We start from the raw sequence: 12722 nt of genomic DNA on the forward strand, positions 1-12722 counted from the left end.
GGCCGGCAGGACCGCCGGCAGCGGGGCCGGGATGCGACAACACACAAGCGAGGACCGCCATGGCCGAACGCATCATCGAACTGCGCGACATCAGCAAGTCCTATGGCCATGTCTATGCACTGGGCGGGGTCAATCTCAGTGTCGACCGTGGCGAGGTGGTCGGCCTGATCGGCGACAACGGCGCCGGCAAGTCGACGCTGATCAAAATCCTGTCCGGCGTGGTCAAGCCGACCAGCGGCGAAATCCTCATCCACGGCAAGCCGGTGACCGGATGGAGCGCGGCGCGCTCGCGCGAAGCCGGCATCGAGACGGTGTTCCAGGACCGGGCGCTGGCGGTGCAGCAGACGATCGTGCGCAACATCTTCATGGGCCGCGAACTCACCGGCTGGCTTGGCTGGCTGAAGGTCAACAAGGAGGTCGAGGAGGCCAGCCGGCTGATGCGCGAGATCGGCTTCACCTCGAAAGTGTTCACGCCGCATTCGATCGTCGGCCAGCTTTCGGGCGGCGAGCGCCAGGGCGTGGCGATCGCGCGGGCCATCTACAAGCAGGCGGAACTGATCATCCTCGACGAGCCGACGACGGCACTGTCGCTGACCGAGACCGCCAAGGTCTTCCATTTCGTGCGCCAGGTGCGGGCGAGCGGCCGTTCGATCCTGTTCATCGGCCACAACATCCACCACGTCTTCGACATCGCCGACCGCTTCGTGGTGCTCGATCGCGGCAAGGTGGCGCTGACGGCCGACCGGCGCGAAGTCAAGTCGGCGGAAGATCTCATCAACTTCATGGAAGACGTAGCGCATCCCGGCGGATTGGCTGGATTGCACGAGGCCGGTGACGCGGGGAGCGCAGCGCTATGAGCAAGACCATGGAACCCGATCTGCAGAATTCTCTCGGCCTGTCGCACGGCGAGCCAGTCCGGAAAGAGTGGAAACACCCGTCCGATCACTGGCTGCGCGGTTTCGTCATCGACAACCGCGCGGCACTCGGCACGCTCGGCGTGTTCATCGTCATGATGGCGGTGTTCATGATCGCCAACCCGACCGTCTTCACCACCTGGTATCTCTACAGTTCCGTGCTGACCACGCTGCCGGTGGCGCTGTTCGTGGTGGTGCCTCTGGTCTTCGTCGTCACCTGCGGCGAGATCGACCTGTCGTTTCCGGCAACGATGGGTTTTGCTTCCTGGGTCTTCGCGCTGGTCGTGCAGGCCGGCTACGATCCGTTTCTCGGCATCGCCGCCGCGCTCGTCACCGGCATGCTGCTCGGTTTCCTGGTCGGCTCGCTGGTCGTCTATGGCGGGCTGTCATCGCTGATCGCCACGCTCGGCATGAATTTCCTGTTGCGTGGGCTGATCCAGATCATCAACGAGGGCAAGTCGATGGCGCTGACCAGCCTCGCCGACAGCTGGGCCTACAAGATCTTCTCCAGCCAGGTCTATGGCATTCCAGTGCAGATCTTCTGGGCCATCGCCTTCGTCGTGCTGTCGGCGATGCTCTATAACCGCCACCGCTTCGGCGCGCAGGTGAGGGTGGTCGGTGACAACCCCGACAGCGCCCAGCAGATGGGCATCGACGTGAAGCGCGTCCGGGTCAAGGTGTTCGTCTTCGTCGGCATCGGCGCGGCGATCGCCGGCACCTTTTCGGTGATGATCAACTTCACCTGGTGGCCGACGGCGGGCGACGGCTATCTCTTGCCAGTGCTGGCCTCGGTGTTCGTCGGCGGCACGCCGACCTGGGGCGGCATCGGCACCGTTGTCGGTGGCGCGATCGGCGCCGTCACGGTCTCGTTCATCCAGACCGGCGTCGTGGCAGCGGGCTTGAGCGGCTTCTACGTCCAGTTCTTCAACGGGCTGATCATCATCCTGTCGCTGCTCGGCCACAAATGGAACCAGGCGCGCTATCGGTGAACAGCTGTTCGGAAGGCTCCGGCCCTTAGGCTGCCCCCTCGGAAAGCAGGAGCGGCTTTCGCTCGCCAAGGATATAGGCGACGGCCTCAAGGATGATGCCGTTGGTGTTGATGTCGGTCACGGGGACAGCTTTGCCCGTCTTTTCCGAAATGCCAGAGGAGAATCCCATGCCGGGCATTTTCGCCTTGTTCCTGATCAGCTCGACGAGGGTACTCGAATAGTCGCCGGGACGCGCCGCATGCCAGAGATATGCACCCTTGGCGCTGACCAGGCGCAATGAATCAGCAAGTTTGGCTGCCTTGTCGGGCGACGAGGTTTTCTGCGTATCGACGGTGAAGGTCCCTCCATCGTTGGTCAACTGATAGCCCTGGTAGGTGAAATAGGGCGCGCCGGCCATGGCGGATTCGGTGACGCAGGTGGCTATTCCGGTTTCGCGGTAGCGCTTGAGCTGAGCCGCATAGAGGATATCGGCCATCAGGCGGCCATGCGGCGAACCGCCGAGCTCGATCTCCTCGGTGACATGCGGTTCGGTGGCGATGCGGCCCCGGCGCTGGATTTCCGTCAGCGCGAGAACCGCGTCGTCCATGCTGTGGCCGGGATCCGTCGTGCCGAAGACAGGCTTGATCTCTTCGCCCCAGAGGCTGTAGCCGCGACCGGCATAGCCGGCATAGCTGTTCGCATGGACCGACGAGATCCGGCCTTTGTCATTCACGACATGCATTTCGCCGCCCTTGAGCACGGGCTTGAAGGACCAGCCGGACACGAGATCGAAAACAGGGAATGCGCCGGCTGTGTAGTTGTCGAGAATCTTGAGGGCAATCAGCAAGCGTCCGGTGTCGGCGCTATCGAAGCCGTCGCGCTGGCCGTCCTGCGGTTTCAGCGCCCGCTCGGTGTGGGGCAGTTTTCCGCCCGCATAACGGAAGTTCGTCTCCCCCAGGAACGCGATGATGCGGCTGATGGTTGTCTCGAATTCCGCTTGGCCGATGATGCCCAGGCGTTCTGCCGACAAGGCGGCGAGAATGTGCGACCCCACGTCCCACATCGTCGTGAAAGGATAACCCGTCTGCTTGCCGAACTCGACCCATGACGTGGCCGGAACCATGCCGTTGTAGTTCTTCGCGCCCCAGTCGAAATAGCTCCAGGCCAGGGCCGCGTCCGCCTTCAGCACGCCGTCGTCCAGCGGATACGGATCCGGTTTCTTCCAGTCGCGCACGGATACATCGGCGCGCGCGCTTCGAATGAGATCGACCTTGGGCATCGCCGGACTGACGGCGCGGTAATATTCGTCGAAGTTCACGAGTTTGGTGCCGCGCTGGCTGGAAAGCTCGGCCAGCATGTCCAGGATCAGTGCCTGCTTTTCAGGCGTATTGGCGGTGCCGGGATGGATGCAGAACACCGCATCGTTCTCGGTGCCAAAATAGTCGAGCACCTGCTGCTTGGTGAAATAGGGAAGGTCGGGGGTCCAGGCTTTCTCGAATTTCATCGTGTTCGAGACATGCAGGATGCCGCGTTTGTCGAGGCCGCTGAACCGGCGCAGATCGCCTTTTTCGGCGCTGAAAACCGGCGTCCCGGTGGCAGCCAGCGCATTCAGCGTGTTGTCGTCGAAGGCGTCGTTTGGCGGGATGTAGGAGGTTGGGAACTTGCCCGTCGAGCGATAGACCTCGCTTATGCCGTCCCTGATCAGGTCGAAATCCTTTTGCGACGAATTGCCGAGCAGTTCCTGCGGCGTGTGGTTCCAGCCATGCGCGGCGATGTCGTAGTGCTTTTCCGGCAGCATGGCGCGCAGAAAGGCCTTGCTCTTTTCATCGTTGGACAAAAGGCCCGACCGCGGCGACGGGATTACTGCATCGGTAACGGGGTAACCGTCCTCGATCAGCCCGTAGACAAAAGCCATGTGGCTCGGGTCGGTGTCGGTGTCCAGCCTGAGATCATCGACCCGGACGACGATGAGGCGGCTGATCTGCTTGCTCTGGACGTAGAGTTTCTTCGGCAGAATGCCCCGTACCTTGCCCGTCGATATGGCGGAAAGAACTGCTTGTGCGACATTGGCCGCGTAATCCGCGAGATCGCCGTCGCCGAGGGCTGCCAGCGCCGCGAACGGGACATCGATAACGATCGGGTTACTGCCGGCAGCCAGGCCGGCGATGTTCGCGCCGAGGGTCTGCACATCCATTGGTCCCGCACCGGCGACCGCCGGTCTGGTCGAGGTCAGGGCGGAGGCGAAGACGTTGACCAGGTCGGTGGTGGTGCTCCAGTAGCCGCCATCGTCGGGCTGCAGCTTGACCTTGTCCTCGAGCCCGCCACGCAGCCTGATGAGCGAACGGATTCCGGCCGCGCGCAGCGACGACGCGTCCTGGTGCGAGCGCAGCGGCGAATCGGTTGTCATCGTCAGAGCCGTGATCACGGCCTTCGACTGATATCTCTGGTATTCGTTGACCAGATAGGAAAACGCGGCCTGGATGTCGCTGGCCTGCCGTGCCTGGAAGTACGGATCGTCCGACGTGATGGTGTTTGTGTGCGCGCCGAATTCGATACCGTCCGTATTGAGCAAGGCCATCTGGCGCAGCCATTTGGCCACTTCGGAATTGTAGTCGAGCAAATTGCCCGCGGGATCGATGGGCGCGACCGTGACAAGGATCGGCACCTTGCGGGTCAGGAACGCATCGGTGAGCGCTGCGAGCCGGGCAGGCTTTGCCGTGGCATCGAGCCCGCTGATCGTCACGATCAGCGGGTTGGGCAATTTCTCTGCGGCCTCGGTTCGCGAAATGCCCTTGCCCGCCAATGCCAGCAGCGGCATCGCCAGGCCACCAAGAACAGCGGTGCGACGGGTTATGTTCATCTCTACCTCCCTGCGGGAATGGCCGCCGTGTACCGTTCCGGACTGACCCAACGGCCATCGGATTGCACGGAGAATGACTTGAACAGCGCGCGCAGGAAGAGTGCTGCGTCGAGAAGCCGAATGACCGGGAAAGCGATACCGTAGAGGAGCATGCTCGGCCGGCATTCGATGACCGCCACAACAAACGTGAGCGCGTAATCGACGGCGAGAAACAGTGCCAGGAGGCCAAGCGGCGATACGGGGTGCACGGCGAGTTCGCTTAGCGAGAGGGCCGGTGTTTCGAAGCCGGTCGCCAAATAGAGGATGGCGGCCAAAGGGAGCGCCAGCGCAAACAGCGAGATGACGAGCAGTTCGGCAAGCAGACCGCCCAGTGATAGCCAGAAGCGGCTCGGCCAGACCCCGTGGCGCCGCACTGTCTGCCAGAAACCGAGATACCAGCGCTGAACCTGCTTGCGGTAATCGTTGAGGGTGAACGGATCTTCCGAAGAGCACCGCGCCCTGGGCGAATAGGCAACGCGGCCCAGCCCTTTGCGCTGGACCTCGAAGGTCATGTTGAAATCCTCGATGACAAGGCCGGGCGCCGTGATGTCGATCTGGCGAAGGGCGCTCGCGCGGTAGATGCTGGCGAAGCCGGGCGCGATGTAGCTGACATTCGTCCATTTCCAGGACTGCCCGTACTGGAACGCCGTCTGCAGGATCCGGTAGAGGCGTGTCCTGTATGCCGCATAGAGCATGTCCATGCTCGGCCAGCGCTGTTCGCGCCAGCGCGACAGCACGTGGCCCGCCACTGCCGCCACGTTCGGATCATCGAACAACGGCAAGGCATGTTCGAAATAGTGCCGGTCGATTTCCGAATCCGCGTCCTGGATCAGCACGGCCTGGTAACGATCGCACAGGCGATAGTGGTTGATCGCCTTGTCGATCGCCTTGGCCTTGCCACCGTTCGGCTGGATGTCGAGCGCCCTGCAGCCTGCGGCGCGCGCGATGGCGACGGTGGCGTCACGAGAGCCGTCGCTGGCGACGAAGATCTGTCTTGCGGGAATGATCGCCGTCAGCGCCGCAATGCATTTCGGCAGTGCGATTTCCTCGTTGTGGGCCGGGATGACGACGGCGACATCGGCGATGCCGATGGTGGTCGGATTTTCGAAACGTCTCCCAGAGCCGATCTCGACGACGAACCTGACGAGGCCGACCGTGCACCAGAACGCGATGTTGATGCCGAGCGACGCGCTCAGCACCATCATAAGGACGTTGGCCGCGGCGACGTCGGTCATGGCAAGGTCTGCCACTGCTGATCGGGACCGGAGGAGCGACGTTCGACCAAGGCGGGACGTTTGACCTGGGGGGCGGTTTTCGTGACCCGACGGGCCTCGATGGACGCCAGCAGATCCCGGTGGCTTTGGCGAATGCCGTCCGCGAGTGCCACCTGCTGGCGCCAGCCCAGCGCCTGTATCTTGGTGGTGTCGGGCCAGCGGCCACGATGATCGGCAATGAAGTGTTTTTCGAAGACGGCCTTGCCGAGAAGACCGGTTGCTGTTTTCACCAGCTCGAACAACTCGCGGATGGTGATCTGCGTGGCGCCGCCGATGTTGTAGACCTCGGCGCTCTCGCCCTTCTCCATCACCGTCAGCAGGCCGCGCACGAGATCGTCGACATGCAGGAAGGTGCGGGTCTGGCTGCCATCGCCATAGATCGGCACCGGCTTGCCGGCGATCAGGCGCGACAGCATCTGCGGGACGACACGCTGGTCGTCCGGCGACATCGCGGGACCGTAGGTGTTGAAGATGCGCACGATGCGAACGTCGACATTGTGCTTGCGCCCCCAGAAGCGGGTCAGGGCTTCGCCGAAGCGTTTTCCCTCCTCATAGGGACTGCGCGGGCCGACCGGATCGACCTTTCCGACATAGCTTTCCGGCTGCGGGAAAATCTCGGGGTCGCCATAGGCCTCCGCCGTGCTGGCAAAGAGATATCTGGCCCTCGACCGGCGAGCGACCTTCAGCAGGTTCAGCGCACCGAGGGACGAGGCCATCAGCATTTCTTCGCCGAGCAGCGCAATGTTGGGAACGCCCGTCGGACAGGCCAGGTTGTAGACGTGGCTGTAGCGGCGACGCAGCAGGCGATTGCATGAAGCGGTATCGGCAATGTCGAGCTTCAGGAAACGGAATTTGGGATACCGCGCGAGATCCGCGACATTGGATTTTCGACCAGTCGAAAAGTTGTCGGCACAGTCGACGGAGGCGCCCTGTTCGAGAAGGCGGCGGGCAAGGTTGGTTCCCACAAACCCGGCTCCGCCAGCGATCAGGCACCTGAGCTCTTTGGTTTTATTCATTTGAGCAATCCAGCATTGAGTGCGGGGGAAATCGCACCTAGTCGTTGTGCGCTTTTCGCATGGAAAGAACATTTCCACAGGCAATGCAACTAATCGTTAACGATATGGTCAACGGCTTTGGTTAATTACGTCTCTGTAATCATTATGTTTTTTTTAATAGCCGGCATTACATGAGCTATCTTGCAACAAAGGTGTCCGAAAATGGAACACCGATGAAGCTTGACAAGCCGATGCGTCCGTAGCAGCCGAAAAGCTCGTTTTCCCACCTCCTGCGCCGTTCCCAAGGCGGGAATCCGTTCCAGAATTCAAACTGGCACAAAGGTTGCGCTTTGCCCTGTGGGCGCGAACCGCGACGCCAGGCAGCTTGTCCAGCTTCCCCGGCATCGCGGCTCGCAAAATTCAGGATACAGCGTCGAAACACGTCGCTGTGAGCAGGAGGCGTGACATGACCGTACTGGTCGGGCAATCGCGAGGAGCGGTGCTCCTTTCAAAATTGGAAATGCGTACGGCCACGATCGGCGTCGTGGGTCTCGGCTATGTCGGTCTGCCGTTGGCGGCGGCGACGGCGCGCGCCGGCTTCAAGGTGATCGGCTTCGACGTCGACCACAGCAAGGTCGAAAAGCTGAAGACCGGCCGCTCCTATATCGGCGCGGTCACGGACGAGACGCTACAGTCCGTCATGTCGGACGGGTCGTTCAGGCCGACTTCCGACTTTGCGGTTTTCGCTGAATGCGATGTCATATCGATATGCGTGCCGACGCCGCTGACCAAGCAGCGCGAGCCCGACCTGTCCTTTGTCGAGAACACGACGCGCGCCATCGCGGCGCATTTGAGAAAGGACCAGCTGATCGTTCTTGAATCCACCACCTATCCCGGAACCACGGATGAGGTGATGAAGCCGATCCTCGAAGCGGGGGGCTATCGATCGGGGCGGGATTTCTTTCTCGGCTATTCTCCCGAACGCGAAGATCCGGGCAGCGCCGGATTCGAAACCACGACCATTCCCAAGGTTGTCGCCGGCGATGGTCCGGTCGCGGCCGCGCTGGTCGCGCAGTTCTATGGCGCGATCGTCGACAAGGTGGTTCCTGTTTCAAGCATCAAGGTCGCCGAAGTGGTGAAGCTCACCGAGAACATTTTCCGGGCGGTCAATATCGCCCTGGTCAATGAGCTCAAGGTGATCTACGGCGCCATGGGCATCGACATCTGGGAAGTGATCGAGGCGGCAAAGACCAAGCCGTTCGGCTACATGCCTTTCTACCCCGGGCCCGGGCTCGGCGGCCACTGCATACCGATCGACCCGTTCTATTTGACATGGAAGTCGCGTGAATTCGAAGTGTCGACGAAATTCATCGAGCTCGCCGGCGAGATCAACATCTCCATGCCACATTACGTGATGTCGAAGCTGACGGAAGCACTCGACACGCATCTCGGCCTGCCGCTCAGCCAGGCATCCATCCTCATCGTCGGCGTCGCCTACAAGAAGAACGTCTCCGACGTTCGCGAAAGCCCGGCGCTGAAGCTGATCGAATTGCTGGAAACGCGCGCCGCCGACATCGCCTATCACGACCCTCACGTTGCGCGCATCCCAAAGACCCGCAAGCACCCGACGCTTGCCGGCAAGAACTGCATCCGGCTCAGCCGTGATTCCATCGGCGCCTATGACGCCGTGGTCATCGTCACCGATCATGATGGGATCGATTACGGCTTGTTGGCCAACCATTCGCGGCTGATCATCGACACCCGCAACGCCATGCAGCGCAACGGCATTGTCTGCGATCGGGTGGTCAAGGCCTAGTCCGGCGACGGCTCTCAGCGTGGCGGTGCGTTCAGCAATGCGCGCACCACCGCGTCAAAAGCCGGCTTCGGCTGAAGCCGTTCGTCGAACAGCGCTGGTCGCGCCTTGCCGGATCGGCGCCTTTCCCGGGTCTGGCGCCGAACCACCCAATTGTCGAAATCCGAGATACCCCAGAACACCAGGCGCTTGACGGCGGGTCGGCTCAATACCGCTGTCAGGAACTCTTCGTAGTAGGCCGCGACTTCACTGTCGCGGACCGCAATGTCGGCGGGCATGGTGGAATCGTTGACGTCGAGTTCCGAAATGAAGACGTCGAGACCGAGATCCGTCAACCGGTCGATGAAGCGCACTGTGGATTCAGCCGACGCCTTGTGCATCGACGACAGATGGCCCTGGATGCCGATCGCATGCAGCGGGCTGCCCATGACCTTGATCTGCTCGACCAGCCGCAACATGTTGTCCCGCTTGGTCCGGGACCAGTCGGTGGCGCATTCCAGATTGTAATCGTTGAGGGCGAGGCGCGCGGCAGGGGCACAATCCCCGGCGAGTCGCAGGCAGTAGTCGATGAATCGCAGCCCGAAGGTCTGGACGAAAAATTCGTCGCGCAACGGTGCCTGCTCCCCGACGATCTCGTTGAAGACATCCCACGAGACCGCCTGGGGGTAGTGTTGCATGACATCGCCGATGAAGCCGCCATAGCTGCGCTTCACCCGCTCGAAGTTTTCACTTTGCGCCCAGCGGATCGGCTCTTCGTGCCAGAACAGCGTATGGCCGTGGAATGCCATGTCGTTGGAAGCCGCGAAGCCGGCGATCGCATCCGCGGGACCGAAATTGCACGGCGCGGCACGGCGTGGGCGCAGAAATCGCGGCTTCAACTGCCATTCGGGGACGATCAGCCGGCAGTGATGCGCAAGCAGCCGCCGATACCGCGGATCGGCATGTCCGGAAAACGCGCAGCCAATCTCTAGCCCGCGGGACTTTCCCAATTCGCCGAGCGATAGGCCGGAACAATCCAGAGCCGTTGCCCGCTGGGTTTCGATATCCGGGGGCGGGGAGGCAACATGGGGCAGCGCCCCTTTCACACCGCCGCCACGAACCCGTCCAGCACGCGTTTCTGGCCGGCCTTGTCGAAGTCGATGGTCAGCTTGTTGCCTTCGATGGCGGAAATGTTGCCGTTGCCGAATTTCTGGTGGAAGACGCGGTCGCCGACATTGAAGGGGGATGGCTTGTCGGCGACGGATTTGGCGACCAGTTCGCCATCGATGGTGCGGCCCTTGACCGAGGTGCGGCCGGCACCATAGCCGGAATCGGTCTCGCCATAGCCGATGCGTTCGACCTGGTGGCCGGAGCGCGAGCCCCAGTTGCGGTCGGTCGCCTCCGTGCGGTTGGCCTGCGCGCGCTGCCAGCCCGGCGTCGCATAGGTGTTGGAGAAGGCGCCGGATTTTTCGGCGCCGCCATTGTTCCCGCCGACGCTGTCGAAGCGCGAGGCGCCGTAAGGGTTCTGTCTGCCTGCACCCTGGCCGCCACGGCCCGGGGCGAATGAGCCGCCGCCATAGGAATTGCCGTAGCCGCCATAGGAATTGCCGCTTTCGGCGACCTCGACATGGGCTTCCGGCAGTTCGTCGAGGAAGCGCGACGGTATGGTCGATTGCCAGAGGCCGTGGATACGGCGGTTGGAGACAAACCACAGATGCAGGTTCTTCTTGGCCCGGGTCAGGCCGACATAGGCAAGCCGGCGCTCTTCCTCCAGCCCGGAACGGCCACCTTCATCGAGGGCGCGCTGATGCGGGAACAGGCCTTCCTCCCAGCCGGGCAGGAAGACGGTCTCGAACTCGAGGCCCTTGGCCGAATGCAGCGTCATGATGTTGACGGCGTCGAGCTCGGCGTTCTGCTCGGCGTCCATGACCAGCGCGACATGCTCGAGGAAGGAGCGCAGCGATTCGTATTCCTCCATGGAGCGGATCAGCTCCTTGAGGTTCTCCAGCCGGCCGGGGGCTTCGACCGAGCGGTCGTTCTTCCACATGTCGGTGTAGCCGCTCTCTTCGAGGATGGTCTCGGCGAGCTCGGTGTGCGGCGTGGTCTCCAGCGCCTTCTGCCAGCGCTCGAAATTGGCCGATACCTCGCGCAGTGCGGCGCGCGGCTTCGGCTTCAATTCGTCGCTTTCGGCCAGCTTGGCGGCGGCTTCAAGCATCGGCACGCGAAGCGCGCGGGCCGTGTCGTGGATCTGGCGGATGGTGGCCTCGCCCAGCCCGCGCTTGGGCACATTGACGATACGCTCGAAGGCAAGGTCGTCGGCGCCTTGCGCGACGACGCGGAAGAAGGCCAGCGCGTCGCGGATTTCGAGGCGCTCATAAAAGCGCGGACCGCCAATGACGCGGTAGTTGAGGCCGAGCGTGACGAAGCGGTCCTCGAACTCGCGCATCTGGAAGGACGCGCGCACCAGGATGGCCATGTCGTTGAGATTGTGCTTCTGCCGCTGGTAGGCCTCGATGGTCTCGCCGACGGCGCGGGCTTCCTCCTCGGAATCCCAGGCGGCGTGGACATGCACCTTGCCGTCCTCGGGCTCGTCGCGGTCGGTGAACAGCGTCTTGCCGAAGCGGCCTTCATTGTGGGCGATGAGATGGGAGGCGGCACCCAGTATGTGGGCGGTCGAGCGGTAGTTGCGCTCCAGGCGGATGATGGTGGCGCCGGGAAAATCCTTGTCGAAGCGCAGGATGTTGTCGATCTCCGCGCCGCGCCAGCCATAGATCGATTGATCGTCGTCGCCGACGCAGCAGATATTGACCTTGTTATCGCTCACGGCCGCACGCGAGCTTCGCTCGCTGGCCTCCGCGGGGGCGGCCTGGCCGGCCGACGCCCGGTCGGGCTTGCGGCCTTCGGCCGATCGCAGATCCGTCGATGTTGTGGGGCGTCCGGCATCGGGCCGCTGGGCCAGCAGGCGCAGCCACATGTACTGGGCGGTGTTGGTGTCCTGATACTCGTCGACGAGGATGTATTTGAAGCGCTTGTGGTACTCTTTCAGCACATCGGGATTGGCGCGGAAGATGCGGATCGGGTGGCAGAGCAGATCACCGAAGTCGCAGGCGTTCAGCGTCTGCAGCCGCGCCTGATAGGCCTTGTAGAGTTCGCGGCCCTTGCCGTTGGCGAAGGCGCGGGCGTCGCCCTCGGCGATGTCGGCCGGCCCTTGCCCCTTGTTCTTCCAGCCGTCGATCATCTGGGCGAACTGCTTGGCCGGCCAGCGCTTGTCGTCGAGCCCCTCGGCCTGGATCAACTGCTTGATCAGCCGCACGACGTCGTCGGTGTCGAGGATGGTGAAGTCGGATCTCAGGCCCGCCAGTTCGGCGTGGCGGCGCAGCAGCTTGACGCCGATCGAGTGGAAGGTGCCGAGCCACGGCATGCCCTCGACCGCTTCGCCGACCAGATGACCGATGCGGGTCTTCATTTCGCGCGCGGCCTTGTTGGTGAAGGTCACGGCGAGGATCTGCGACGGGAAGGCCTTGCCGGTGGCGAGGATGTGGGCGATGCGGGTGGTCAAGACACGGGTCTTGCCGGTACCGGCGCCGGCCAGCACCAGAACCGGACCTTCGGTGGTTTCCACCGCCAGCCGCTGCTCGGGGTTCAGCCCCTTCAGATAGTCCGGCGCGTTGTTGTGACCGCTGCGGGCAGCCATGGCGCGCGCGGCAATGCCCGACGGGGCCGAGGGCCGCGCATTGGGTTCATCGAAAAAGGGCATGTCTTCGGAAAAGCCGGACATTGCCCCGAATGTAGTGATTCGGTGGCGAAAGACCAGAAGTGTTACGTTTTGTTCCGGTATAGAAGCCAGATTGCCGATCGCCGTGCGAACATTTTCGCCCCC

At 62.6% G+C, this 12722-nt stretch carries 8 protein-coding genes; 3 read left to right on the forward strand and 5 right to left on the reverse strand.

Annotated elements, in window-relative coordinates:
• Positions 1 to 59 precede the first annotated feature (59 nt).
• Positions 60 to 857, forward strand: a complete 798-nt coding sequence (locus tag AC56QP_RS30795; protein WP_489862068.1) for an ATP-binding cassette domain-containing protein — start codon at positions 60 to 62, stop codon at positions 855 to 857.
• Positions 854 to 1903, forward strand: coding sequence for an ABC transporter permease (locus AC56QP_RS30800; protein ID WP_489862067.1), 1050 nt, complete (start codon positions 854 to 856; stop codon positions 1901 to 1903). Before AC56QP_RS30795 ends, AC56QP_RS30800 begins: the two co-directional genes overlap by 4 nt.
• A gap of 25 nt (positions 1904 to 1928) precedes the next feature.
• Here the strand turns inward: AC56QP_RS30800 and AC56QP_RS30805 are convergent, their stop codons facing one another.
• Genes AC56QP_RS30805 through AC56QP_RS30815 form a run of 3 tightly spaced genes read right to left on the reverse strand, consistent with a single transcriptional unit; the run spans position 1929 to position 7071 of the window.
• Positions 1929 to 4742, reverse strand: a complete 2814-nt coding sequence (locus AC56QP_RS30805) for a DUF3131 domain-containing protein (RefSeq protein ID WP_489862066.1) — start codon at positions 4740 to 4742, stop codon at positions 1929 to 1931.
• A gap of 2 nt (positions 4743 to 4744) precedes the next feature.
• Positions 4745 to 6016 (reverse strand): glycosyltransferase family 2 protein, encoded by a 1272-nt coding sequence (locus AC56QP_RS30810; RefSeq protein WP_489862065.1) that lies wholly within the window; start codon positions 6014 to 6016, stop codon positions 4745 to 4747.
• Entirely contained in the window at positions 6013 to 7071 is a 1059-nt protein-coding gene (locus AC56QP_RS30815; protein ID WP_489862064.1) for an NAD-dependent epimerase/dehydratase family protein, read from the reverse strand. The genes AC56QP_RS30810 and AC56QP_RS30815 overlap by 4 nt, the downstream gene beginning before the upstream one ends.
• Before the next feature lie 445 nt (positions 7072 to 7516).
• Between AC56QP_RS30815 and AC56QP_RS30820 the strand changes: the two genes are divergently transcribed.
• The gene (locus tag AC56QP_RS30820) at positions 7517 to 8866 is read left to right on the forward strand and encodes a nucleotide sugar dehydrogenase (protein WP_489862063.1); all 1350 of its coding nucleotides are present in this window, start codon (positions 7517 to 7519) and stop codon (positions 8864 to 8866) included.
• Positions 8867 to 8880: 14 nt separating this feature from the next.
• Here the strand turns inward: AC56QP_RS30820 and AC56QP_RS30825 are convergent, their stop codons facing one another.
• Both AC56QP_RS30825 and AC56QP_RS30830 read right to left on the reverse strand, forming a co-directional pair.
• Positions 8881 to 9948: an endo-1,4-beta-xylanase gene (locus tag AC56QP_RS30825; RefSeq protein WP_489862062.1), complete on the reverse strand. Its 1068-nt coding sequence runs from the start codon at positions 9946 to 9948 to the stop codon at positions 8881 to 8883.
• The gene (locus AC56QP_RS30830; RefSeq protein WP_489862061.1) at positions 9945 to 12620 is read right to left on the reverse strand and encodes an ATP-dependent helicase; all 2676 of its coding nucleotides are present in this window, start codon (positions 12618 to 12620) and stop codon (positions 9945 to 9947) included. Before AC56QP_RS30830 ends, AC56QP_RS30825 begins: the two co-directional genes overlap by 4 nt.
• Positions 12621 to 12722 lie beyond the last annotated feature (102 nt).

Source organism: Mesorhizobium sp. RCAM 05104 (assembly GCF_059683645.1).

What these genes read in the sequence shown, in the direction of transcription:
- AC56QP_RS30820 (WP_489862063.1), top strand. Translation starts at nt 7,517, where the DNA reads ATGACCGTACTGGTCGGGCAATCGCGAGGAGCGGTGCTCCTTTCAAAA.
- AC56QP_RS30830 (WP_489862061.1), bottom strand. Translation starts at nt 12,620, where the DNA reads ATGTCCGGCTTTTCCGAAGACATGCCCTTTTTCGATGAACCCAATGCG.
- AC56QP_RS30805 (WP_489862066.1), bottom strand. Translation starts at nt 4,742, where the DNA reads ATGAACATAACCCGTCGCACCGCTGTTCTTGGTGGCCTGGCGATGCCG.
- AC56QP_RS30800 (WP_489862067.1), top strand. Translation starts at nt 854, where the DNA reads ATGAGCAAGACCATGGAACCCGATCTGCAGAATTCTCTCGGCCTGTCG.
- AC56QP_RS30810 (WP_489862065.1), bottom strand. Translation starts at nt 6,016, where the DNA reads ATGACCGACGTCGCCGCGGCCAACGTCCTTATGATGGTGCTGAGCGCG.
- AC56QP_RS30815 (WP_489862064.1), bottom strand. Translation starts at nt 7,071, where the DNA reads ATGAATAAAACCAAAGAGCTCAGGTGCCTGATCGCTGGCGGAGCCGGG.
- AC56QP_RS30795 (WP_489862068.1), top strand. Translation starts at nt 60, where the DNA reads ATGGCCGAACGCATCATCGAACTGCGCGACATCAGCAAGTCCTATGGC.